This is a genomic window from Pantoea sp. T14 (assembly GCF_036663535.1).
Classification (GTDB): Bacteria; Pseudomonadota; Gammaproteobacteria; order Enterobacterales; family Enterobacteriaceae; genus Pantoea; species Pantoea phytostimulans.
Genome location: NZ_JAWUEB010000022.1, coordinates 45,237 through 67,034 on the forward strand (window position 1 = coordinate 45,237; position 21,798 = coordinate 67,034).

Here is a 21,798-nt window from a genome sequence, read left to right on the forward strand (position 1 = left end):
ATGGCTTTACCACAATCCGTCATGTTTACAGTGTTAATGCAATTCCTTATCCAGTTTTTGTCTCATAGTACTCAGGGAAATGCGTTAACGTAGTGAACGCGTGTTTTATAGAGAGGTTTATTGAGTGCGAATAGACCTTTTCCAGTAGATTACTGTTTAGATAATGCAGTGCGCATATCCAAAAATAATAAAAATATCATTTATTACTTACACATAGCTCAACGATTTGTGAACCTAACTGGTCACGATGATTTAGATATTCATCTTGCAGACGCGTAAACCTGTTTGCAGTTACCGCTTTAAAATGTATTCAGAAAGCGTGGATAATTACCGATGGGTTCAATCACTGTGCGGGAATAACTATTTTAATTATGAAACATTCTGAATTATTAATCCTCAGGCGCATTGCAACCGTTCTGGCACCATAGGTGTAACTCAGTTTGTTACCGGTATCATTTTTAAAATGCAGTGGTTTTCTAAAAACGCAGTGCTTTTTTCCGTTAAAACTTGCCTGGCCGCTTTCATCGCACTTTACATTGCCCTTGAACTTAATTTAGACAAACCAGCCTGGGCACTGACTACAGTCTATGTATCCTCACAACTCTATGCTGCTTCAACCCTATCTAAATCAGTATTTCGCCTGCTGGGGACATTGCTTGGCGGTATATTTATCTTTTTGATCTACCCGCTTACGGTGCAAACGCCACTGCTTTTCAGCCTGTGTGTCTCACTTTGGGTGAGCTTTTGCCTCTATTTATCTTTACATGATCGTACACCAAAAAGTTATGTGTTCATGTTGGCAGGCTACAGCGCAGCTATTATGGGATTTCCAGGCGTTACTCATCCCTTAACAATCAGCGAAACGGTAATTTCTCGTATTGAAGAAATTACTTTAGGGATCGTGTGCAGTAGTTTAGTCCACCGTCTGATCTTTCCGGTTTCAATGAAGAGCCTACTGACACAAAGTGTCAGTGGCTGGTACCAGAGTGGTAGTCAGCTGTGCAGAGATCTCCTGACAGAGATGCATAGCAACAGTTCAACCGAGCGGGAAGAGATTCTTATCCGCATGGCAGCGCTTCCCCAGCAGGTAGAAACGCTAATCACTCACTGCGTTTATGAGGGCGAGGCAGCGCGCAAAGTCACACGCTTGATCAATGTGCAGTATCAGCATCTCTCTTACCTCATTCCAACGCTAACGGCCATTGAAGTGCGACTGCAGCGGTTATCGCTTCTGAATGCCGCTGTTCCTGAACCCGCTGCGCGGGCATTAAAACAATTTTTACTCTGGCTAAATGACAGTAATAATGCCCATTCTGTTGCCGTCGTCGAAGACACATTTGCTATCGCCCAAACACAACTTAAAGACAACTGGCGAAGGGGTGCATTCTCTACCGAGGAGTGCCTACTCTTGACGGGGCTTCTGGAACGTCTGGCCGATTTTGTGCGTATTGCCGGGGCTTACCACAGCATCAGCGCGCGAGTAAGTAATCTTTCCGAAAGCGTTCCCGCAGGCCGCACTGCACAGACTCACCGCCATATTGATCAAGGCATGTTAATGCTGTCGGCAACCACCGCTTTTCTTGCCACATTTGGAGCCTGTCTGTTTTGGATGGCTACCGGCTGGGCCAGCGGTGCAACAGCCCCGATGATGGCGGCGATCCTTTCATCTTTTTTTGCAACTGCAGATACGCCCGTTAATTCCATGAAACAGTTTGTTCGGGGTGTGCTTATCGCCTTAGCGATCAGCATTTTATATATTGCGCTTCTTATCCCTCAGACCGTGACCTTAGAGGCGCTGTATCTTTGCCTGACGCCTGGCCTTTTCGCGCTTGGACTGGCGATCGCCCGGCCCTCGTCAAATATGATGGGGCTCAGTGCAGCCACTCAAATTCCAGGTTTTATTGGAATGAGTCATCATTTTGCCCCGGATGTCGTTGCTGTTATTAACACAGCGATCTCTTCCATGGTCGGCCTGCTGTTTACAGTTGTCATCACGGCACTTATCCGTAACAAACGCCCCTCATGGAGTGCGCTACGTGCATTGCACACAGGCCTGCGTGACCTGCTGAGATTTGTTAAAGAAACAGAACGAAATGGGTCTTCACTTCTCGCACGTCACCATTTTATTGCCGGCACCTTGGACAAAGTGAATTTCATTCTTCCGCGTTTACGCCTCGATCCCCATCCTAAATTGGTATCGTCAGGTAATCTGATTAAGGAAGTGTGGTTAGGCGTCAGCTGCTACGACTATTACGCCCGACATCGAGATATATTGCTTCAGTATCAGTTAGACAGCGCTCAAATGTTTCATGAGATCAGTTTGTACCTGACCCGGAAAATGAAGGTATTGCAGACCACGCCACATCAGGATCTACTGGATGAGTTGGACTATCTCCTCATCCATCTGGAATTCCACGCTGAGAACGACGAAGCCGTCTTCATGCCGCTGTTTTATCTGTTTAGTATCCGGCTTCAGCTATTTCCCGGGAAAATATGGCCCGATAATTCGCGATTACTGGAATCCATCTGAGGCAAGAGATGGGGTGTTTAATCAGAACAACAATGCAACTTTACAGGATCGGCACTGGATTCATGGCTTCACTCGCCAGCATCTTGCTATTCTTCGCACTCACGACAAGCACGCGCGCGGCCTACCATTTAATCCCCAAGCCGGTTGAAAAGATCCTTTCATTCAACGTATCTCGCGTTCCGCTGACAAGATTGTGGTGATAGCCAATATGCAGAGAAGACCATGACGTTAAGGTGTAACGTAGGCCGACTTCAGCATCAAGCGTAAATATCTCGTCTTCATCAAGTGAATGGCCGACGTCGCCGTTGCTATAGAGCGTCAGTGATTTCCCCAGAAGAGAGCGCTCATAATCCCACCGAACCGACGCTCCCAAATGTTCATCATTACTACCGTCGCTGTAGCCATAACCAAACCCCCCCGCCAGGAATGACAATGAAAATCGGCTCAACTCAGTATCCCACAACTGATAACCTGGCCCGGTACCAATCAAAGACTGTCGCGCTAAATCTTCAACCCAATCCCGCTTATAGGTCATTCGACTTTGCCAGAAATACTGCTCGCGCATAATGTAATCAAAGGCATAGCGCAGGCTGTAATTATGGGTGTTAACCGTTGTATTTTCTTTTTCACGATTGTAGGTCGCGCCCATATTGTGTCGCCACTTGCCCTGCGAAACCTTAGAGTTAACAGAAAAGTTATAGTCATCATTATGGGTAGACGCTTTTTTCAAGTTAACGCCGGCGTCAATGTTTCCGGTCCAGGAGAGCGCATCGGTTCTTACCTTGGCTTTCATGAATTCATCGATGCGCTTCACCGACACTTTTTCTTCTCGCTCACTTCTTTCAACCCACACATAGCCGGGATCGGAGGAAGATAACCTGACCTGATAATTTTCGCCCGTTCGCTTATTTTCGACTAAAAAAGGATTGCCGCTAGCCAGCGTGCTGACATCATTCCAGTTAACCGTAATCGTGCCTGCGTAGGTCGTTTCAAGTCCGAGTTTGCCGTCGCTCAGATAGCGCACCGTGCCCGTTAAACGATCCCCATTGTTCAGCCAGACGGTGTCGGCCTGCGCCGTGCTGATGTAGCCAGCCAGCAGCATTGAAACACTGGACAGAACGGGTTTGCTCTTCATCACAACGCAAGGCATATCCTTCCTTAATCGTTAAATCATGCCAACGCGCTGGCAAGGTCTTATGAAAAAGTGTGCAGACTGTAAAAACGTCTCAACCACATCCGCTTGATGTCATTTTAACTGATTGATTTTGAATACTAATCGTAACATTGCGCCTGCGCAAACTTTCCGCTGTGCAACCTACATTCTCTGCGCATGAATTGCGTAGAGAAGGAAGCACCACGGCGCGTTTCGAGAGAAATACGAATAGCAAGCAAGGCGAAAAGCTTGAAATGAGTCAGAGAGTGATGAACTGAACGGTCAACAGAGAAACAGGTGCGGAAAGATGATTTTTGGTGCGGATAAGGAAAGCTATATGTTATCCATTTTAGCCGTATCAATATGAAATTAAGCCCGCAGGCTAATGCCTGGCGGGCCTGTTTGCTGATTACCTTAACGCTATCAGAACGGTCCCCACTTAATCGCTACGCCAATCAGCAGCATCACGACGCAGATGACGAACCACACAGCGATCACTGGCGCGACAAAGCGCAGCCATTTACCAAAGGGAACATTGGCGGTCGCCAGCACAGCCATTAATACCCCGGAGGTGGGACTCATGCAGTTCACAATGCCTTCACCCAGTAACACCGTTTGCACCATGACCTGGCGCGTCAGTCCAAGGTTATCGCCCAGTGGAGAGAAAATCGGTATCAAAAGCGCCGATTCACCGGAACCGGATGAGATACCGAAGTGCATGACAGCGGCGCTGACAAACATACCCACCGCTGCGATAGACGGCGGGATCGGTGCCAGTAAATCTGACAAGAAGCCAACAATTGGGTCAAGCACGTTGCCCTGCTGCAACACCAGCGAGATTGAGGAAGCCATACCGACAATAAATGCCCCTTTCACTAGCTTTGAACAGCCGCTCAAAAAGGTGTTAGCAATTTCAGAACCGGACATGTGCCCAATCAGCCCAACCACAATCGAGAGCAGAATAAACATGGCAGACATCTCATCAGTTCCCCAATGAAACTGGATGGTGCCCGCGATAAACAGGATCAACGCCAGCGCGGTCGTTCCGAGAATCAGTTTATGACGTCCTGTAACCGCTTCAACAGGTTCATTGGTTGCCGTCAGATCGGGACGCAAATGGCCTTGCTTACGTGCTCGACGCACTGACCAAATCAGATAAACCACTGCCGTGATGATAAACATCAGGAAAGTCAGGCTGCGCAGCAACATGCCTGAAAACAGCGGAAGCTGAGCCAGGTGCTGCGTTAACCCGGTGGTGCCCGGATTCAAAATCGCCACGTTGAAGCCCGCCGCGCAGGTCAGATAAACCAGTGATGCGCCTAAAATTGGAGGTAATCCCATGGATCGGGCGACAAGCAGGCCGATGGGTACAAAGGCGACCACGGCATTGACCACCACGCCAGTGGTGCCCAACAGAGCAAAGATGACGGCAAAGATCAGTACGATGCGCGTATCGCTTAACCGCGTGCTGCGCGACAGTGAGTTGAGCGCGGTGGCAATGGATCCCGTCGCTTCCACAACAGCAAGCACACCGCCGGTGAACAGGATTAGAAAGATGATCGAAGAGGACTTGACCATACCTTTGGCAATCGCCATAAAGATTTCAAGCGGATAAACACCGGTTTGCGGTACCGCATGCAGGCTGTCTCTGACCGCAAATTTAATGCCATCACGCGTAACAAAATCGAATTTTCCCGCGGGGATCAACCAGGTTGCCACTGCCGCGATGACAAGGATGATAAACAGCAGAAGATAAGGGCTTTGCCCGCTGGATGGCACTGGCGCCTGCGCGGTTTCCTTATGAACGTTTACTTGTGACATGGCGTTTCTCCCTCAGGCAGCGCGTCACCGAGGATCATACCCGCCACCAGCGCTGCACGACTCGCAACGTTAGCAATCAGAATATGTTCATGACGCGCATGAATACCTGCGCCGGTTGCGCCTAATCCATCCAGCGTCGGTAAACCCATCGCCGCGGTGAAATTACCGTCGCTGCCGCCGCCAACCGCCTTGCCCTCAACGCTAAAACCAAGTGCTTGCGCCACGCGCTGTGCACGCTCCAGCATTTTCAGCGACGCAGGCGTCTGTTGCATAGGCGGGCGCGACTGCTCTCCGCTGACCTGTAACGTAATACCTGGGGTAAACGGCGTGATCTGCATGATTGCCTGATGGATACGTTGTGCTTCTTCTGCATGGGTGACGCGCGTGTCGATGCCCAGCACCGCTTTATCCGCCACGACATTGATACGGTTGCCACCGCTGGCAATACCCACATTTACCGTGGTGCCGCGTTCCGGGGCGTTGAGTCCATGCAAGAATAGAATTTGCTGTGCCATCTCCTGAACAGCACTGATACCCTCTTCCGGGTTGTTACCTGCGTGCGCCGCTAAGCCATTTATCGTGACGTCGTAACGTCCGGTACCCTTACGCGCAATTTTCAGCGCGCCACTGCCCGCTACCGCCGGTTCCACCACCAGCACCTGTGCTGAACCCTGCGCATGGCGTGCAATCCAGTCGCTGGAACTTACGCTGCCGATCTCCTCGTCACTGTTACAGAGGAAAACAATGCGCTGATCTTTAATAAGATCCCGTTGCGCTAATGCACGTACTGCCCAGATCGCCTGAATCAGGCCCGATTTCATATCCAGGATGCCAGGGCCGTAAAGTTTGCCATCCTCTTCACGCAGCGGCAGCTCACCGATATCCCACACGGTATCGAAATGGCCAAGAACGGTGGTTTGTGGTCCTTCGCTGCCCAACGTGAATTTGAGGTGATTACCCAGCTGATCCTGATGCTCAACGTCTGCGGTTATCCCCAGACGTTGCTGAAAAATGCTCTGCAGCACTTCACCACAACTGTCCACTGCGGTTTTATCCAACGAAGGCGACTCGGCCAAAACCAGTTTTTTAATATCTCCCAGAATCTCGTCGGCGTGTTGCTGCAAATACTCTTTTATATTTTTCATTTTTTACCCATCTGTCTTAAACGTCACTGGCAGTATGCGCAGAAATGAACACGTTAAAAAATGAGGAGTGAATGCTAATATTGTTGTCCTGAGAGCAACAGATAAGCTAAAAATATGACCTTATCGACATATCCAGAAAAATCCATAAGCTATTTATATGAAGTGGGTGTGCATGGCGGGATACGTCGGGCAGCGGATGCGTTGGGCATTAATCCGTCGGTGGTCAGCCGCCAACTTTCATTACTTGAGCGCAACTTGCAGCTTCCGCTGCTTGAAAGGCGCGGACGTAACGTAGTGTTGACCGAAGCTGGCAAATTGCTGGCAGAGGATTTTGCAAAAACGAACCAGCGTCGAAAGCAGCTTGAACGTCAGTTACAGGACTTACGGCACATGCGCGGCGGTTCGATTACCGTGCGTATTGGGCAAGGCATGGTAGACGATGTCGTTAACCATGTATTGAAAGCGTTCTCTGCCGCCTATCCTGGCGTGTTCGTGAATATGCTTTCCGGTGATATGCAGAGCACAGTGATGCTGATCGCCAAAGGTGAAGTGGATATGGCTGTGGGTTTTGGCCCAACCGGCCCGCCAGGCTTGAAGTGCCTGAGCATAAATCGTGGCCCCATCTGCGCCATTGTGCAGCGGGAACATCCGATTGCCCGCTTGTCTCAGGTGAGTGTTACCGAACTCGCTCAACATCGCTTAATCGCTATGAATGAGAGCTTTGGCCTGCAACGCTACATCAACGCCATCTTCAAAAGTGAAAGCGTCATTTTCACGCCCTCCTACAGTTGTAATCTCTTTTCCAGCGCGATTGCTTTGAGCAAGGCGGGATTAGGCATTGCGTTTATGACTGCGCAAGCTGTGCAAACGCCGTTACTGCAAGGTGAGCTGATTGCAATCCCCATTGATCATCGCATTGCACGTGAAAGCCAGTGTCATCTGCTGCGCAGCGCGGATCATCGTCTGACGCCCGCGGCGCAATATTTTTGGCAGCTTTTGTGTAATTTTTTTAACGAGGCAGCAGGCTCATAACTACCCTGTCGAAATAAGCCAGCACGCAAAATAGAGCGCGGCTGGCGTATCAGATTACAGCCTGTGAAGTTGCATTTATTGCGTCAAACTTTGCGCTGCACGCTCAATCACTGCCGCAACTTTATCCGGCTGTGAGGCAAAAATAGCATGGCTGCCTTTAATTTCTACAGTATCGCTGTGGGCACGCTTAGCCATGTATCGCTCCAGTTCAGGATTAATAGTACGGTCTTGGGTAGCCACAATCGCCCAGCTCGGTTTAGTTTGCCAGGCTGGCTTGCCAGCAGGTGTCCCGAAGGCCGCTGCCGCAGGCATCACCTGAGATCGTGCCATCATATCCGTCTCTTTTTTGGGTAAGTCAGCGGCATAATCAGCCTGGAATCTTTCCGGCTTAAGGTAGAGATAGTGATCGGGCGTTTCAACAATGGATTTATTCGCTGAAGGGATCTTGCTGGCAAGGCTCAGTAAGCTCTCTCCCGCGTCTGGCTGGAAAGCGGCGATATAAACCAACCCGGCAACCGAGGGATCATTGCCCGCATCGCTGATAATCATACCGCCATAACTGTGCCCAACCAGCAGCGATCTCCCTTTCTGTTGAGCCAAAATGCGTCGTGTCGCGGCCACATCATCAGCCAAAGACGTTTGCGGCTCTTGTACAATCGAAACCTTATAGCCTGCTTTATCAAGCGCACTTGCGACAGGTCCCCAACCTGAGCCGTCAGCAAAGGCACCGTGCACCAAAACAATGTTTTTTACCGGTTCAGCCATTGCACTTTGTGCTGATACAGACATAGCCAGGCTCAGCGCCAGTGCGCTTAATGTTTTCTTCATCATGGTTTTATTTTCTCATCAGAGTATAAATATGGCCGCGAATGACAGGCCGGTTTCCGATGCTGACATCGGCATCATCGCTTATGAATCAGAATGCTTGTTGGATTAAACGGCTAACCCACTTTTTGGTCTCTACGTCCGGGCTTCGAGGTACTGACAGGCCCACCGGCCTGCCACCACCAAAGTGATGCGAATTACTGCGTAAACTGTTTGATAAGCAGTTCTGCAGTCGCTTGTGAGGAGGTTGGATTCTGTCCAGTAATCAGCAGACCATCGCGGACAACATAAGAACTCCAGTCTTCACCCTTGGAATAAATGCCGCCTTTAGCAATAAGCTCATCTTCAACCAGGAACGGCACCACATTTGTCAGGCCTACCGCTTCTTCCTCGGTATTGGTAAATCCAGTGACTTTTTTACCTTCTACCAGCGGCTTGCCGGCTGGCGTTTTCACATGGCGAAGTACGCCTGGCGCATGACATACGAACGCAACAGGTTTGTTTGCCGCCACGAATGACTCAATCAGCGCGACAGAGTCTTTATCTTCAGCAAGGTCCCATAATGGGCCGTGGCCACCAGGATAAAAAACGGTGTCGAAATCAGATTGCGAAACGCTGTCTAAACGAACGGTTGACGCGAGTTGGGCCATCGCTTCTGCGTCTGCTTCAAAGCGATGCGTTTGCTCAGTCTGGAAATCGGGTTCATTGCTTTTTGGATCTAATGGCGGATTACCCCCTTTTGGGGAAGCCAGAGTGATTTCAGCACCGGCACTTTTGAATGCGTAGTAAGGAGCGGCCAGTTCTTCCAGCCAGAAACCGGTTTTACGGCCAGTGTTGCCGAGTACGTCGTGCGAGGTCAGTACGATTAATACTTTCATGGTGTATCTCCTGATGGATTTTTGGGATTAATTTAATTTTTAAGGTCATTTTTAAAGTAGACCGGTCGTCTTGGAAGTTCTTTCAAAAAAACGCCGATAAGGCGTTTTCTTACGTTGCGTCTGCTCAGGCAGTCTAATTAAGCAGGCGCTGTGTTACCGTCATAGCCGATAATCAGCAAAGTAGTCGTCCAGCAGCGCTTCACCAAAAGCGTCTTTAGAACTGAAGTCGTTATAAAAAGAACCTTTGGGCACAGATGCAGCTGTCAGGATCTCATTCAGTCCAACCGCGGAAAACCCTTTTGCGGCTTTGATGCGGTGTCCTGCATCAAGAATGCCCTGCCGCGTACCGCTATTATTCAGTGACAGTGTTTTGTTCATGGACTAACCTTAGCCTCAATTAGACCAGTCGTCTACTAATCTTTTCATTTATTTTTTAACGGTCTCTCTTGGTGGCCTCAAATCGGCAAAACCTCTCTTGGCTATGTCCGTCAATGGTGCGTGTTATGCACCAATAACGCGCTTTAAACCCCGAAAAAATTTCCTGTCACGGCTTCCGCGTAATGTCCAAGCTGGCATAACTCCTGCATCAGCTTTCCAGGCTTGTATACAAGATCGCATAACGATCGATGACTTAGGAGAATGAATCTTGCGCAGGAATGATAAAGAGAATATCGATGCTAAGCGTCGCCAGATGATGAAATATTCAATGCTGGCTTTGGGAGGTGTTGCGCTCAGCGGCATGTTGGGAAGCCAACCTGCAATGGCGGCGGATGATGAAATATTAATCGGGTACTGGCCTATTGTCGGCGGCTTGCCTTTATACACCGGTATTGAAAAAGGCTTTTTCAAGCAGGCTGGATTAAATGTCCGCGCTGTAAAATTTGCCAGTCCGCAGCAGGTCGTTGAAGCCATGATTACAGGACGCATCCATGGCTGCGCGAATGGAACCGCAACGGGAGCACTCGGCTTAGGCGCCATCACCAGCCCGGATCTGTTCAAAATTATCTGCTCAAATCCCTCCAATGAAAAAATGGTGTTAGATGAGTTTCTGGTGCCTGTCACTAGCACGGCTAAGTCGATTGCCGATTTAAAAGGGAAGCGCATAGCCAGTGGTCCCGGTATCCAAAATGTCACGATGGCGAAGATCATTCTGGAGAAAAATGGGTTTACCGATACCAAAATTATCGAGCTTCCCGTAGGTCAACATGCCCCTTCGTTAGCGGCGGGTCAGATCGACGGCGTCTATACGCTCGAACCCACCGGCACGGTTGCCCGCATGAAGGGAATCGGCAAGGTTCTTGAAACCGGCGTCATTTCTAAATATGTGTTGGGGGATGCCAGCGCACCGTGGTTTGGCGGCGCAGCGGCTTTGACCAGCAGCTTTATCAATGCCGATAAAGCGCGGGCAAAACAGGTTATTGACGCTTATGGCGAGGCGGTAACGTTTATTCAGCAACATCCTGACGAGGCTCGCCACTTTGTCGCCGGATATACCGGCATTGAAGCCGCACTTGTGAAGGAAGTTCCGCTGCCCGGCTTTGTCATGTATGACCAACTTACCGGCGAAAACTTACAGTGGTTTCAGAAATTTTATGACGTCTTTACCGAGCGAAAAATTTTCAGCAAGCCGCTGCAAGTGGAATCATTGATTTATCGGGCTTAAGGAGAGGCAAGATGATTCAGACCTGGCGTCATAAGTTACTCCCGCTGGTTGGTCCGCTACTGTTATTCCTGTTGTGGCAGACGGCGGTCAGCGCTAAATGGCTCAACCCGGTTTTACTGCCTTCACCCGGTGATACGCTGCGCTATCTTTTTAGCGCACTGGCCGACGGCAGTATGAATCAAGATATTGGCGATACGTTATACCGCACGCTGATGGCGTTTGTAGTGGCTGCCGTTATTGGCGTGCCGTTAGGCGTGATGCTTGGTAGCAGCGAACGCCTCTATCGCAGCGTTGAGTTTCTGGTGGATTTTTTTCGATCCACGCCCTCTTCGGCTTTAATCCCCTTGTTTATGTTGATTTTTGGTATTACCGATACCAATAAAATTGCTATCGCAGCCTTTGCTGCGGTGCTGGTCATCCTGTTTAACAGCGCGTATGGCGTGATGAATGCTAAGAAGACGCGCATCATGGCGGCGCAGGTTATGGGTGTTTCACGCTGGCATGTGTTCAAAGACATTATGCTGATGGAAAGTCTGCCGCAGACTTTTGTCGGCTTGCGCACTGGCGTCTCAATGGCATTAGTGATTGTCATCGTTGCTGAGATGTTTATCGGCTCCGAAACGGGTCTCGGACATCGCATCATTGATGCTCAGCAGTTATTCAACATCCTGGATATGTACGCTTCGATCCTGATCACGGGTGCGTTTGGTTATCTACTGAATCTGGCTTTCCTGCTTATTGAGAAGCGTTGCGTACACTGGAGTGGCAAAGCATGAAAAATCCTCTTTATCCTCAGCCAAATACCCATGTCACGATTCGTGGACTGGACAAAAACTTCGCCGGACAACCTCTGTACCACGATCTCAACCTCGATTTTCCTAAAGGAAAGATTGTGTCAATTTTTGGCCCAAACGGCTGCGGAAAATCGACACTGATGAACATGATTGCCGGATTGATACCGGTAGATCGCGGACAGATTCTGTTCGACGGGAAAACACTGGCGGAAACAGCCATCGGTTACGTTTTTCAAAACTATCGTGATGCGCTGTTTCCCTGGTTAACAGCCTGGAACAACATCGCTTATCCGTTGAAACGCAGTGGCATGAAAGCGGATGCGGTGAAAAAGCGGGTGGCAGAACTGTCAGAAATGTTTGATATCCGCTTCGATCTACAGCGCTATCCTTATGAGCTGTCGGGCGGACAACAACAAACGGTCTGCATCATGCGTGCACTGGCGACGAAACCTGAAGTGATGTTTTTAGATGAGCCTTTCTCAGCGCTGGATTTTGAAATGACCCTGTTTATCCGCGACAAACTGCAGCAGGTACAACTGGCTACTGGCGTTACCATGCTGATTGTCTCGCATGATTTGGAAGATGCGGTGTTTCTGGCAGATGAAATATTGCTATTAACCCGACGGCCTACGCGCGTAGCAGAGATCGTTCCGTTTACATTGCCGCGTCCCCGCACAGCAGAGATGATGAGCCATCCCGAATTTATTCGGGTAAAAGCACATACGCTGGCGGTATTTAAACGCGAAATGGCGGCTGTCTCAGCGGGCAGTTAACGCATGAAACTCACCAGCGCACGCAACATGCGCTCAGGCGATCGGTTGCTTACAGGTTATGTTGAAGGTATTTGGCGATCCCTCGCCAAAATACCTTTTTTTATAGCGGTTTATGCGCCGTTTCTTTGGCGCACCATAAAGCAACAAGCGTGATAGCTAACGCCAGAGAGACGTACAGCGAAACCCACAGCGTACTCCCCATTTCTTTGAATAACGTTGTAATGATCAACGGCGCAAATCCACCGCCGATAATACCCGCCAGGGTGTAAGCCAGCGACGAGCCAGCATAGCGAACGTGAGTCGGGAACTGTTCGGTGACAAAGGCTGCCTGTGGGCCATACATGATTGCGTGGATGAGCAAACCCACAATAACGGCAATCACAATCAGCACCGGTTGCGAACTGTCGAGCAATTCAAAGAAGACGAATGACCAGATAATCGCCAGCAATGCACCGACTATATAAACGGGACGCCTGCCGAGCCGATCGGATAACGCACCAAACATCGGCACGGTGATAGCGTTACCTATGGCGCCGAGCATCGTGGCCATTAATGCCAGCGGACGTGGCAAGTTCAATACCGTTGTCACGTAAGTCAGGGTAAACACCACGACCAAGGCGTAGAGAACGTCGGAGCCGATACGTGATCCACCGGCAATCAGTAGCTGGCGCGGATAACTTTTGAAGACCTCTTTCAGCGGCGTGTGCGTGGTTTTTTCCGCAGCCTGCATGGCAACAAAGGTGGGTGTTTCCTCAACACCGCGACGCAGCCACAGTCCAAACATCACCAGCAGAAGACTCAACAAGAAAGGAATACGCCAGCCCCACGCCTGGAACTGATCAACGCTGAGCGCCAACGTCACCAACGTGATAAATCCGGTGCCGATTAACGTCCCGCAAGAAGGCCCAACTTGAGCAAAAGAAGCATTGCGTCCCCGTTTGTTAGCCTCACCATGTTCCATAGAGAGCAACACCGCGCCTGCCCATTCGCCACCCAAGGCGATTCCCTGAATAAAACGCAGCGCCACCAGCAGAACCGGGCTCCAGATGCCCCAACTCGCGTAGCCGGGTAACAATCCCATTAACGCGGTGGTCACGCCCATGATCACCAGCGTGGTAATCAAGACCGCTTTACGTCCTGCTACATCGCCAAGATGGCCAAAGATAAAACCGCCTACCGGACGCGAAACATAGCCGACCGCATAGGTGGAAAACGCCAAAATGGTGCCCACCAGCGGATCGAAGCTGGGAAAGAAAACATGGTTGAAAACCAGCGCCGCCATAATGTTATAGACCGTGAAGTCATACCACTCGAGCGCGGTTCCTATTGAACTGGCCGCCGCAAGGCGACCCGTTTTGGTTTTGGAGGAGGATCCGCGATCCGCCTGCGGAAGAGTCGAATCGATATTAGCCATTCGTTAGCTCCTGTTTTGTCAACTGCCAGCCCAATGAATAGAGTTGAATCTCGGCACTCAGCATCGCTGCGGCGGCGCGAGCAAGTTGCTCACAACAGGCGGGATTGCTGCTACTGATGATCAGCATTGGGCGCATGGCACGATTTTCATTAGTTTCACGCGGCAAAGGCGAGCTCAGCGCGGTATCCGGCGTTAACAGGTACGAAGTGATATAACCCGGCGTTTGATGATTCTTTTCCTGCCAGCCGGGTAATACGCCGATATCCGCGGTTTCATTCAGCGTCAACACCGCCAGATGATTCCCGCTGCCTTTGCCCTGTTTATGGCTGACAGCACAAACGCGTCGCATTGGATTAACCATTTTCTGCAGATTTTTCACCGACCACTCTGTCTGGCGGGTAAAGGCTGCGTGGTAATCTGCACTGGTAAACGCCTCTAGCGAATCGGTTTCGTACAGGCCGAGGTATTTACGCTCTGCATCCACAGCCTGATAGCGCGTTCCGCTTAAAAAACCGCTGATCGCCACTCGCTCTTCAACATGTTCCTGGTCATACCATTGGTTAAAATCGGCTTCATCTTCCGGTGCAATGTTCGTGGCGACAAACAGCATGCCGTGGGTTGATTTCATGTTCAGTTTCCCCTTATCAGAATGATTTCAATGGCTAAAGCCCAACTCAATAACTTCGCGTCTTTTCCCTGTGTGGATGCCAACATCAGGCCAACAGGTGCCGTATCGGCTTGATGGCAAGGTAAAGAAATGGCGCAGCCATCAAGCATGTTGATGATGCTGGGATTGCGCAGCATCAGCGCATTGATCTGCATATAAACAGCGGAGTTATCGAGTTCAGCGAGGGTTGGCGCAACACGTGGCACGGTTGGCATCAGCATGCCGTCGAAACCTGTGAGTTCAGCTTCAACTTTGTTCTTCCAGGCTGCACGCTGCTGATAAAGCGATTCTGCATCTTGATCGGTGAGCAAACTGCCACGCTGTAAACGGGTTAATACCTGAGGATCGTAAGCCTCAGGGTTGGACTGCGCGCCTTGCTGGTGCCATTGCCAGGATTCATAAGCGGTGATGCCTCCACGGGTATTCATGCTTTCCAGCTCGGCTAGCGCTTCCAGTGGGAGTTCCACCAGCGTGGCGCCAGCAGTACGCAAGCGTTCCAGCGCATTCATCCAGGCGTGGCTGACATTTTCATCCAGGCCATCAAGCACGCGGGTCTGAGGAATGGCAAAGCGCGCCTGCGTTAAGTCACACTCGGATAACGTCAAGGGAGCGTCAGCGATGACCGCGTCGAGTAACCAGCAGCTGCGCACGTCATGGGCTATCACGCCGATGCTGTCGAGCGAGGTGGATAACGGTAATGTGCCGGTTTGATCAATACGGCTGGCGCTGGGTTTAAAACCGGTCAGCCCACAAAGTGCAGCGGGAATACGCACCGACCCCCCGGTATCGGTTCCAACGGCGGCGAGACACATTCCATCACTCACGGCTACCGCTGCCCCCGAAGATGAGCCACCGGGAATCCGTTTTTCATCGCGGCGCCATGGGTTAGCTGGCGTGCCATAATGAGGATTAATGCCAAGGCCTGAATAAGCGAACTCGGTCATATTGGTTTTGCCGACTATTGCCGCACCCGCCTGAATCAGCCGGTTCACAATAATGGCGTTCTGCTGAGCAGGTTGAGCCGACGCAAGGAGGTTTGATCCTGCGGTAGTCGCTTCATTCGCCACATCAAACAAGTCCTTGATGCTGACAGGTAAACCGTCAATGGCGCTCTTGGGCTTGCCGGCTAACCAACGCGCTCCCGCCTGCTGCGACGTCAATAAAGCCTGTTCAGCGTAAAGGCTAAGGAAAACACGTTTACCTTCTCCATTGATGTCGGAAGCAGCAGATAACGCTGCCTCGGTAAAGCTTTCCGGGTGTGCTTCTGCTGAATGAATCTGCTGGCTGGCTTGCCATAATGTCGTCATTTCACACCTCATCACGCAACAACTGGCAACAGGCCAGTCAGGTATTGATGTTCCAACGTGCGGCCTGTTACTGGATCGTGTAACGCCATGCGAAACTCACTGGAGGGACGAATACCGCCTATTGCACTTAGCGTGCCGCATGACATCGCAAACCCTTCTTTTACCGGTTGGCCTGCCAGGTAGCGCGCCACTAGATCCATCGGCGTTAATAACGACGCCAGCGAACCTTGCTGATAGCTCACCCATTCGCCCTGCTCTTTGATCCATGAGCGCAGCATCAGCTCGTCCCAGTGATCTTCAAGTTCACTCATTCGCCAGGCTTGGCTGGCGACGGGTTTAATGCAGGCTTGTTTGGATAACGCCACACTGAAGGTTTCCAGATGACGATCGGTGTGATCGGAAATCAGTGATACCCAGAATTCACCGCGATGAAAGAAGATGAAAGGTTCCGCTTCACCTGACGTTTCTTCTCCCACCACTTCAAGCTGCTGATACTGGCTGAGCTGATTAGTCGCAACACGATAAAACAGCGGCACTGCACCTGGAGGGGGCACGCCAAGCGCTTCTAATTCCCTTATATGGTGCAATACGGCCTCTTTATCGCGCCCTACCCATCCCGCAATCACTAACTGCGTAATCTCAACAGTTAACTCAACGCCTTGTGCGTCGCCTGTTTTGAACGTTAAGTGCATGAAATGCTCCTCGCCTCAGAAATGCTTGTGAAATTTCACTGTAATGTTAACTAAGCCATTTTCATGCCAGGTTTTTGTGTAAGATGTCGGAGCAGCCAAAATAAGGAAGAATGTGATGAGTGATTCGATTGCAGAAAACCGTACCCGCCAGGCCAGACCTAAACATGTTTCGCTAAATGAACAAGCCTATCAGGCGTTCAAGCATGAACTTATTACGCTGCGCTACAAGCCGGGCGAGTATCTTAATACTGCTGAGGTAATGGAAGATTTGGCGATGGGAAGAACGCCGATCAATCAAGCCATTCACCGCCTGGCGACGGAAGGCTTATTACAGATTATTCCACGCAAGGGCGTGATGGTTTCACCGCTCTCTATTGATGATGCATTGGAGTTGATCGAGGTGCGACTGGTGAATGAAGCGCTTTGCATGCGTTTAGCCAGTCATAAAGTCAATCCATTACATATCGCCGCTTTGCGTGCGCTTAATGGTCATATTGCTTCAGCCAGCCAGGCGAAGAATAAAGAGCAGATGATGCTCTTGGATTGTCAGTTTCATCTTTTATTGGCGACCATCGCTGACAACAGCCGTCTCTCCGACATTCTCAGCGTCATTCACGCCCAGGCGCAGCGCTTTTGGGCCACCACGTTATCCAGCGCGGCGCATATGCAGGAAGTCATTGATGAACACGAAAATATCATTCGTGCACTGGAAATGGGTGACGCCGAGGGTGCAGAGGAAGCGTCACGGATTCATATTTTGTCATTCAAACAAGCATTGCTTGTCAGTTGATTTTCTTAACGCTTACGCATATCCGGGAGGATTAAATCTCCTCGCAATACAGCGGATCCCAACATATCGTGCGTTTTGGTCGTCAGCCAGTTAACGATGCGTGATGCCATCGCATCCATTGAATATTCAATGGCGGGAATACCCGGCAGATTTACCGAGCCGGCCAAACTGAACACCATGATATCGGCAGGCACGGATTTATTGAACGCCTGCAACTGTGAAATCACGTTCTGCGCTTCTTGTTCGTTGGCCACCAGCAGCGCGTTGAAATTCAGGGTACTGGCATTGTTCAGCAGCATTTGAATGGCTACGGAGGAGGAGACCGGATCCATAATGACCAGATTGCGATTAAACGGCAGGAAATTCTTTTCCAGCGCCAGCTTATAGCCCAATAATACCTGCTCGGCAGAGCCGCCCGCTTCAGGATGGATCAGCGCAATTTGGCGCTTACCTTGGTTGATCAGGTAATTACAGGCCGTTTCCGCCGCAAAAGCGTGATCAAACTGAATGCTGTTTGGCCCTTCTGACTCAACACAGTCCACCAGAACCACGTTTTCATCATCAATATTCAGCGGAAAGCGTGCGCCTATAATCAGCACGTCATCGCACAGCCCGCAGCTGAGTTCATCCAACGCATTCATGATTTCTGTTTTGCTATTGGCGAAGCGCAACAAAAGATGTTTTTGATGCTGGCTTAACTGCTTTTCCAGCGCGTAAAGATAGGCGGTTGTCTGGTTGATATTTTCCTGCGCGCAAATAACGCCGATGCAGTGAGTGGTCTGACTGAACAGGGATTGTGCAATCACGTTGGGACGATATTTCAATTCATCGGCAGCTTTCAACACGGCAAGACGACTGGCTTCTTTCACGCCGCGTGAACCACTCAACACCCGTGAGACTGTGGCTTTTGACACCCCAGCCAAACGCGATACATCGTTGATAGTAGACATCTTTCTCCCCTGAAACCTGCGTATACCTTAAAATATGAATGCAAACGTTAGCGCATTTATTCACCGCAGAAAGTATAGCCATTTCCATTTATCATGGAAACCGATTTTCCATTTGGATACTTCTTCTATCCAATACAGCAGAAAATTTGTGACGCAAATCGTATAAAGAAACCCCTTAAAACTCAGATATTGATAAGTATCACAGTTCTCACTTCAATCTATGGAAACCGGTTTCCATATGATATCCAATCATCGCCACACTAACGCGTAAAACGTTGAGGATGGGATGGTGATGTACAAAATAATGTTGTGTTGCTCGGCAGGCATGTCCACCAGCATGCTGGTGCGAAAAATGACAGAAGTGGCTGCAGAAAGAGGCTTATCAGTTGAAATTAATGCATTTGGCATCGCGGAATTTGATGAACAGTTCCCGCGTTATCAGGTTGTGCTACTCGGGCCGCAAGTGAAATACATGCTGAAAACCCTGTCAGAAAAAGCGGCCACCCAAGGCATTCCCGTTCAGCCTATCGACATGATGGACTACGGTATGCAACGCGGTGACAAGGTCCTTGATTATGCTCTGTCGCTCATTGAAGCGGCTAACTAAATAGGTGCGCTTATGAGTTCGTTATATCAATCTATGATTGCGGTCATTGAGCAATCAATCACACCGTTAGCGGGTCGTCTTGGGCAACAGAAGTATGTCATTGCAATCCGCGATGGCTTTACTGCTGCGCTGCCGTTTATGATTATCGGCTCCTTCATGCTGGTTTTTATCTTCCCACCTTTCTCCGAAACCACCACCAACGGCTTTGCCCGTGCCTGGCTCGATTTTTCCACCACCTATCGCGAACAGTTGATGCTGCCGTTTAATTTAAGCATGGGCGTGATGACGTTTTTTATCTCGGTTGGGATCGGCGCGAGTCTGGGTCGGCAATTTTCGCTCGATCCGGTGATGTCGGGCTTACTGGCATTTATGGCATTCTTGCTGGTGGCCGCGCCCTATTCTGACGGCACGATTTCCACACAATATCTTTCCGGGCAAGGGATTTTTACCGCGCTGATCACCTCCATTTACTCGACACGCATCTACGCCTGGCTCAAGCAAAGCAACATCACCATTCGTTTACCCAAAGAGGTGCCGACCGGTGTTGCCCGTTCGTTTGAGATCCTGATCCCTGTCGTGGTGATTATTGGTACGCTGCATCCGCTTAACTTATTCATTGAAGCAAAAACCGGCATGATTATTCCGCAGGCTATCATGCACCTGCTGGAGCCGCTGGTTTCTGCCTCAGATTCCCTGCCCGCTATTCTGCTCTCTGTGCTGCTGTGTCAGATATTCTGGTTCGCTGGTATTCACGGTGCGTTGATCGTCACTGGCATCATGAATCCCTTCTGGATGGCTAACTTATCCGCTAACCAGGCGGCTTTGGCCGCGGGAAGCGTACTGCCGCACATCTATTTGCAAGGCTTCTGGGATCACTTTCTGCTGATTGGCGGTGTGGGATCCACTCTGCCACTGGCTTTCCTGTTACTGCGCAGCCGCGCCACCCATCTCCGAACCATCGGCAAAATGGGCATCGTGCCGAGCTTCTTCAACATCAATGAACCGATCCTGTTCGGCGCGCCGATCATCATGAATCCGATGCTGTTTATCCCGTTCGTCTGTGTCCCGATGATCAACGCCGTGCTGGCCTACACCGCGACCAAGCTGGGCTGGCTGGCGCAAGTCGTTTCGCTCACGCCATGGACAACGCCAGCACCAATAGGCGCTTCGTGGGCGGCAAACTGGGCGATCAGCCCGGTAGTGATGTGCCTGATTTGCATGGTGATGTCAGCCCTGATGTACCTGCCTTTCCTGCGTGCTTACGAACGTTCACTGATGAAAACCGAAGAGCAGAAAGCGCAAAACAGTGGCCCGATTGCTGAAACCGTCGGCACGAATTGATGAGTCTGGAGAAGATCGTTATGAAATACGCATTTCCTGAAAATTTTTGGTGGGGCAGCGCCAGCTCTGCGTTACAGACTGAAGGCGACAGCCTGGCGGGTGGCAAAAGTGCCACCATCTGGGATGCCTGGTATGAACAGCAGCCCTGGCGCTTTCATCAAAACATCGGTCCGGCAGAGACCTCAACTTTTCATCAAAATTGGCAGCAAGACATTGCCTTGTTGAAGCAGCTTAATCACAACAGCTTTCGTACCTCGCTGAGCTGGTCTCGCTTAATCCCGGACGGCAGCGGTGAAGTGAACCCAGAAGCGGTCACATTTTACAATAACGTTATTGATGCGTTGCTGGCACAAGGCATAAAACCTTTCATTACCCTTTTTCACTTCGATATGCCGATGGTGATGCAGGAAAAAGGGGGATGGGAAAACCGAGAAGTTGTCGCTGCATTCAGCCGTTATGCACAAATCTGTTTTGACCTTTTTGGTGATCGGGTGATGCATTGGTTCACCTTTAATGAGCCAATTGTCCCGGTTGAAGGGGGTTATCTTTACGACTTCCACTATCCCAATGTGGTCGACTTTAAACGTGCGGCAACGGTGGCCTATCACACGGTATTGGCTCATGCGTTGGCCGTGCGGGCCTATCGAGCTGGGCATTACAACGGCGAAATTGGCATCGTTCTGAACCTGACACCCTCTTATCCCCGTTCTCAGCATCCGGCCGATATCACCGCGGCCCATCATGCTGATCTGTTATTCAACCGCAGCTTTCTCGATCCGGTCTTGCGCGGTGAATATCCTGCCGACCTGGTCGCACTGCTCCGTCAGTACGATCAACTTCCTGTCACGCTTCCGGGCGATCATGCGTTAATTGCAGAAGGTAAAATTGACCTGCTGGGCGTGAATTACTACCAACCCCGTCGGGTAAAATGCCGTGACAGTGCGGTAAATCCCGCCGCCCCGTTTATGCCTGAATGGTTTTTTGAAAATTACGAAATGCCGGGCCGGAAAATGAACCCCTATCGTGGCTGGGAAATTTATGAACCTGGCATATATGACATTCTGACTAATTTACGGATTAACTACGGTAATCCCCGCTGTTTTATTTCCGAAAATGGTATGGGCGTTGAAAATGAGCAGCGGTTTGTGCAAGAAGGAATAATAAACGACCAATACCGTATTGAATTTATTGCCGAGCATCTTAAATGGTTGCACAAAGGAATAAGCGAAGGCGCCAACTGTCTTGGTTATCACATGTGGACTTTTATTGATAACTGGTCATGGTGCAACGGCTATAAAAATCGCTACGGCTTTGTGCAGCTCGATTTAAGTACTCAGCAGCGCACGGTGAAAAAGAGCGGTGAATGGTTTGCCGCGACGTCAGCAAATAATGGCTTCAATGAGCAGGAGTAAAGAG

General features: G+C 50.2%; 20 protein-coding genes. 9 read left to right on the forward strand and 11 right to left on the reverse strand.

What is annotated here, in order from left to right; translation table 11 throughout:
• Nucleotides 1-463 precede the first annotated feature (463 nt).
• Nucleotides 464-2,530 (forward strand): FUSC family protein, encoded by a 2,067-nt coding sequence (locus SC127_RS09725; RefSeq protein ID WP_332626069.1) that lies wholly within the window; start codon nucleotides 464-466, stop codon nucleotides 2,528-2,530.
• A gap of 121 nt (nucleotides 2,531-2,651) precedes the next feature.
• Here SC127_RS09725 and SC127_RS09730 read toward each other — a convergent pair whose 3' ends face one another.
• From SC127_RS09730 to SC127_RS09740, 3 genes are all read right to left on the reverse strand, one after another.
• Complete coding sequence (locus SC127_RS09730) at nucleotides 2,652-3,680, reverse strand: DUF481 domain-containing protein (protein ID WP_332626070.1); 1,029 nt, start codon at nucleotides 3,678-3,680, stop codon at nucleotides 2,652-2,654.
• 426 nt (nucleotides 3,681-4,106) lie between these two features.
• Nucleotides 4,107-5,504 carry a YfcC family protein gene (locus SC127_RS09735; RefSeq protein WP_215844772.1) on the reverse strand — a complete coding sequence of 466 codons (1,398 nt, stop codon included), beginning with the start codon at nucleotides 5,502-5,504 and terminating at the stop codon, nucleotides 4,107-4,109.
• Nucleotides 5,492-6,649, reverse strand: a complete 1,158-nt coding sequence (locus SC127_RS09740; protein WP_243079494.1) for a M20 family metallopeptidase — start codon at nucleotides 6,647-6,649, stop codon at nucleotides 5,492-5,494. Before SC127_RS09740 ends, SC127_RS09735 begins: the two co-directional genes overlap by 13 nt.
• Nucleotides 6,650-6,763: 114 nt before the next feature.
• Between SC127_RS09740 and SC127_RS09745 the strand changes: the two genes are divergently transcribed.
• Nucleotides 6,764-7,681, forward strand: coding sequence for a LysR family transcriptional regulator (locus SC127_RS09745; protein WP_215844770.1), 918 nt, complete (start codon nucleotides 6,764-6,766; stop codon nucleotides 7,679-7,681).
• A gap of 75 nt (nucleotides 7,682-7,756) precedes the next feature.
• Here SC127_RS09745 and SC127_RS09750 read toward each other — a convergent pair whose 3' ends face one another.
• From SC127_RS09750 to SC127_RS09760, 3 genes are all read right to left on the reverse strand, one after another.
• Nucleotides 7,757-8,512, reverse strand: a complete 756-nt coding sequence (locus SC127_RS09750) for an alpha/beta hydrolase (protein WP_332626071.1) — start codon at nucleotides 8,510-8,512, stop codon at nucleotides 7,757-7,759.
• Nucleotides 8,513-8,703: 191 nt separating this feature from the next.
• Complete coding sequence (locus SC127_RS09755; protein WP_332626072.1) at nucleotides 8,704-9,384, reverse strand: type 1 glutamine amidotransferase domain-containing protein; 681 nt, start codon at nucleotides 9,382-9,384, stop codon at nucleotides 8,704-8,706.
• Between the two features lie 159 nt (nucleotides 9,385-9,543).
• On the reverse strand, nucleotides 9,544-9,762 hold the full coding sequence (locus SC127_RS09760; RefSeq protein ID WP_332626073.1) for a TetR/AcrR family transcriptional regulator: 219 nt from the start codon (nucleotides 9,760-9,762) through the stop codon (nucleotides 9,544-9,546).
• Nucleotides 9,763-10,075: 313 nt separating this feature from the next.
• On the opposite strand from SC127_RS09760, the gene SC127_RS09765 reads away from it, so the two are divergent.
• The 3 genes from SC127_RS09765 to SC127_RS09775 are packed head-to-tail and all read left to right on the forward strand — an operon-like array spanning nucleotide 10,076 to nucleotide 12,614.
• Complete coding sequence (locus tag SC127_RS09765; protein WP_442955746.1) at nucleotides 10,076-11,047, forward strand: ABC transporter substrate-binding protein; 972 nt, start codon at nucleotides 10,076-10,078, stop codon at nucleotides 11,045-11,047.
• Between the two features lie 11 nt (nucleotides 11,048-11,058).
• Nucleotides 11,059-11,823, forward strand: a complete 765-nt coding sequence (locus SC127_RS09770; RefSeq protein ID WP_243079497.1) for an ABC transporter permease — start codon at nucleotides 11,059-11,061, stop codon at nucleotides 11,821-11,823.
• Nucleotides 11,820-12,614, forward strand: coding sequence for an ABC transporter ATP-binding protein (locus SC127_RS09775; RefSeq protein ID WP_332626074.1), 795 nt, complete (start codon nucleotides 11,820-11,822; stop codon nucleotides 12,612-12,614). Before SC127_RS09770 ends, SC127_RS09775 begins: the two co-directional genes overlap by 4 nt.
• Nucleotides 12,615-12,714: 100 nt before the next feature.
• On the opposite strand, the gene SC127_RS09780 is transcribed toward SC127_RS09775, so the two are convergent.
• From SC127_RS09780 to SC127_RS09795, 4 genes are read right to left on the reverse strand one after another with little or no spacing between them, the layout of a single operon-like run.
• Nucleotides 12,715-14,028, reverse strand: coding sequence for an MFS transporter (locus SC127_RS09780; RefSeq protein WP_243079499.1), 1,314 nt, complete (start codon nucleotides 14,026-14,028; stop codon nucleotides 12,715-12,717).
• The gene (locus tag SC127_RS09785) at nucleotides 14,021-14,656 is read right to left on the reverse strand and encodes an antibiotic biosynthesis monooxygenase family protein (protein WP_332626075.1); all 636 of its coding nucleotides are present in this window, start codon (nucleotides 14,654-14,656) and stop codon (nucleotides 14,021-14,023) included. Before SC127_RS09785 ends, SC127_RS09780 begins: the two co-directional genes overlap by 8 nt.
• Nucleotides 14,657-14,658: 2 nt before the next feature.
• Entirely contained in the window at nucleotides 14,659-16,002 is a 1,344-nt protein-coding gene (locus tag SC127_RS09790) for an amidase (protein WP_332626076.1), read from the reverse strand.
• 11 nt (nucleotides 16,003-16,013) lie between these two features.
• On the reverse strand, nucleotides 16,014-16,694 hold the full coding sequence (locus SC127_RS09795) for a DUF2848 domain-containing protein (RefSeq protein WP_332626077.1): 681 nt from the start codon (nucleotides 16,692-16,694) through the stop codon (nucleotides 16,014-16,016).
• 115 nt (nucleotides 16,695-16,809) lie between these two features.
• Between SC127_RS09795 and SC127_RS09800 the strand changes: the two genes are divergently transcribed.
• Nucleotides 16,810-17,484: a GntR family transcriptional regulator gene (locus tag SC127_RS09800; RefSeq protein ID WP_332626078.1), complete on the forward strand. Its 675-nt coding sequence runs from the start codon at nucleotides 16,810-16,812 to the stop codon at nucleotides 17,482-17,484.
• A gap of 5 nt (nucleotides 17,485-17,489) precedes the next feature.
• Here SC127_RS09800 and SC127_RS09805 read toward each other — a convergent pair whose 3' ends face one another.
• Entirely contained in the window at nucleotides 17,490-18,434 is a 945-nt protein-coding gene (locus SC127_RS09805) for a LacI family DNA-binding transcriptional regulator (protein WP_215844767.1), read from the reverse strand.
• A gap of 292 nt (nucleotides 18,435-18,726) precedes the next feature.
• Between SC127_RS09805 and SC127_RS09810 the strand changes: the two genes are divergently transcribed.
• The 3 genes from SC127_RS09810 to SC127_RS09820 are packed head-to-tail and all read left to right on the forward strand — an operon-like array spanning nucleotide 18,727 to nucleotide 21,794.
• Nucleotides 18,727-19,041, forward strand: coding sequence for a PTS sugar transporter subunit IIB (locus SC127_RS09810; protein ID WP_332626079.1), 315 nt, complete (start codon nucleotides 18,727-18,729; stop codon nucleotides 19,039-19,041).
• 12 nt (nucleotides 19,042-19,053) lie between these two features.
• Nucleotides 19,054-20,382 (forward strand): PTS sugar transporter subunit IIC, encoded by a 1,329-nt coding sequence (locus SC127_RS09815; RefSeq protein ID WP_332626080.1) that lies wholly within the window; start codon nucleotides 19,054-19,056, stop codon nucleotides 20,380-20,382.
• A gap of 20 nt (nucleotides 20,383-20,402) precedes the next feature.
• Nucleotides 20,403-21,794, forward strand: a complete 1,392-nt coding sequence (locus SC127_RS09820) for a glycoside hydrolase family 1 protein (RefSeq protein ID WP_332626081.1) — start codon at nucleotides 20,403-20,405, stop codon at nucleotides 21,792-21,794.
• Nucleotides 21,795-21,798: the final 4 nt, after the last annotated feature.

Coding starts and splice junctions, on each gene's coding strand:
- SC127_RS09725 (WP_332626069.1), top strand. CDS start 464: ATGCAGTGGTTTTCTAAAAACGCAGTGCTTTTTTCCGTTAAAACTTGC.
- SC127_RS09730 (WP_332626070.1), bottom strand. CDS start 3,680: ATGCCTTGCGTTGTGATGAAGAGCAAACCCGTTCTGTCCAGTGTTTCA.
- SC127_RS09735 (WP_215844772.1), bottom strand. CDS start 5,504: ATGTCACAAGTAAACGTTCATAAGGAAACCGCGCAGGCGCCAGTGCCA.
- SC127_RS09740 (WP_243079494.1), bottom strand. CDS start 6,649: ATGAAAAATATAAAAGAGTATTTGCAGCAACACGCCGACGAGATTCTG.
- SC127_RS09745 (WP_215844770.1), top strand. CDS start 6,764: ATGACCTTATCGACATATCCAGAAAAATCCATAAGCTATTTATATGAA.
- SC127_RS09750 (WP_332626071.1), bottom strand. CDS start 8,512: ATGATGAAGAAAACATTAAGCGCACTGGCGCTGAGCCTGGCTATGTCT.
- SC127_RS09755 (WP_332626072.1), bottom strand. CDS start 9,384: ATGAAAGTATTAATCGTACTGACCTCGCACGACGTACTCGGCAACACT.
- SC127_RS09760 (WP_332626073.1), bottom strand. CDS start 9,762: ATGAACAAAACACTGTCACTGAATAATAGCGGTACGCGGCAGGGCATT.
- SC127_RS09765 (WP_442955746.1), top strand. CDS start 10,076: ATGATGAAATATTCAATGCTGGCTTTGGGAGGTGTTGCGCTCAGCGGC.
- SC127_RS09770 (WP_243079497.1), top strand. CDS start 11,059: ATGATTCAGACCTGGCGTCATAAGTTACTCCCGCTGGTTGGTCCGCTA.
- SC127_RS09775 (WP_332626074.1), top strand. CDS start 11,820: ATGAAAAATCCTCTTTATCCTCAGCCAAATACCCATGTCACGATTCGT.
- SC127_RS09780 (WP_243079499.1), bottom strand. CDS start 14,028: ATGGCTAATATCGATTCGACTCTTCCGCAGGCGGATCGCGGATCCTCC.
- SC127_RS09785 (WP_332626075.1), bottom strand. CDS start 14,656: ATGAAATCAACCCACGGCATGCTGTTTGTCGCCACGAACATTGCACCG.
- SC127_RS09790 (WP_332626076.1), bottom strand. CDS start 16,002: ATGACGACATTATGGCAAGCCAGCCAGCAGATTCATTCAGCAGAAGCA.
- SC127_RS09795 (WP_332626077.1), bottom strand. CDS start 16,694: ATGCACTTAACGTTCAAAACAGGCGACGCACAAGGCGTTGAGTTAACT.
- SC127_RS09800 (WP_332626078.1), top strand. CDS start 16,810: ATGAGTGATTCGATTGCAGAAAACCGTACCCGCCAGGCCAGACCTAAA.
- SC127_RS09805 (WP_215844767.1), bottom strand. CDS start 18,434: ATGTCTACTATCAACGATGTATCGCGTTTGGCTGGGGTGTCAAAAGCC.
- SC127_RS09810 (WP_332626079.1), top strand. CDS start 18,727: ATGTACAAAATAATGTTGTGTTGCTCGGCAGGCATGTCCACCAGCATG.
- SC127_RS09815 (WP_332626080.1), top strand. CDS start 19,054: ATGAGTTCGTTATATCAATCTATGATTGCGGTCATTGAGCAATCAATC.
- SC127_RS09820 (WP_332626081.1), top strand. CDS start 20,403: ATGAAATACGCATTTCCTGAAAATTTTTGGTGGGGCAGCGCCAGCTCT.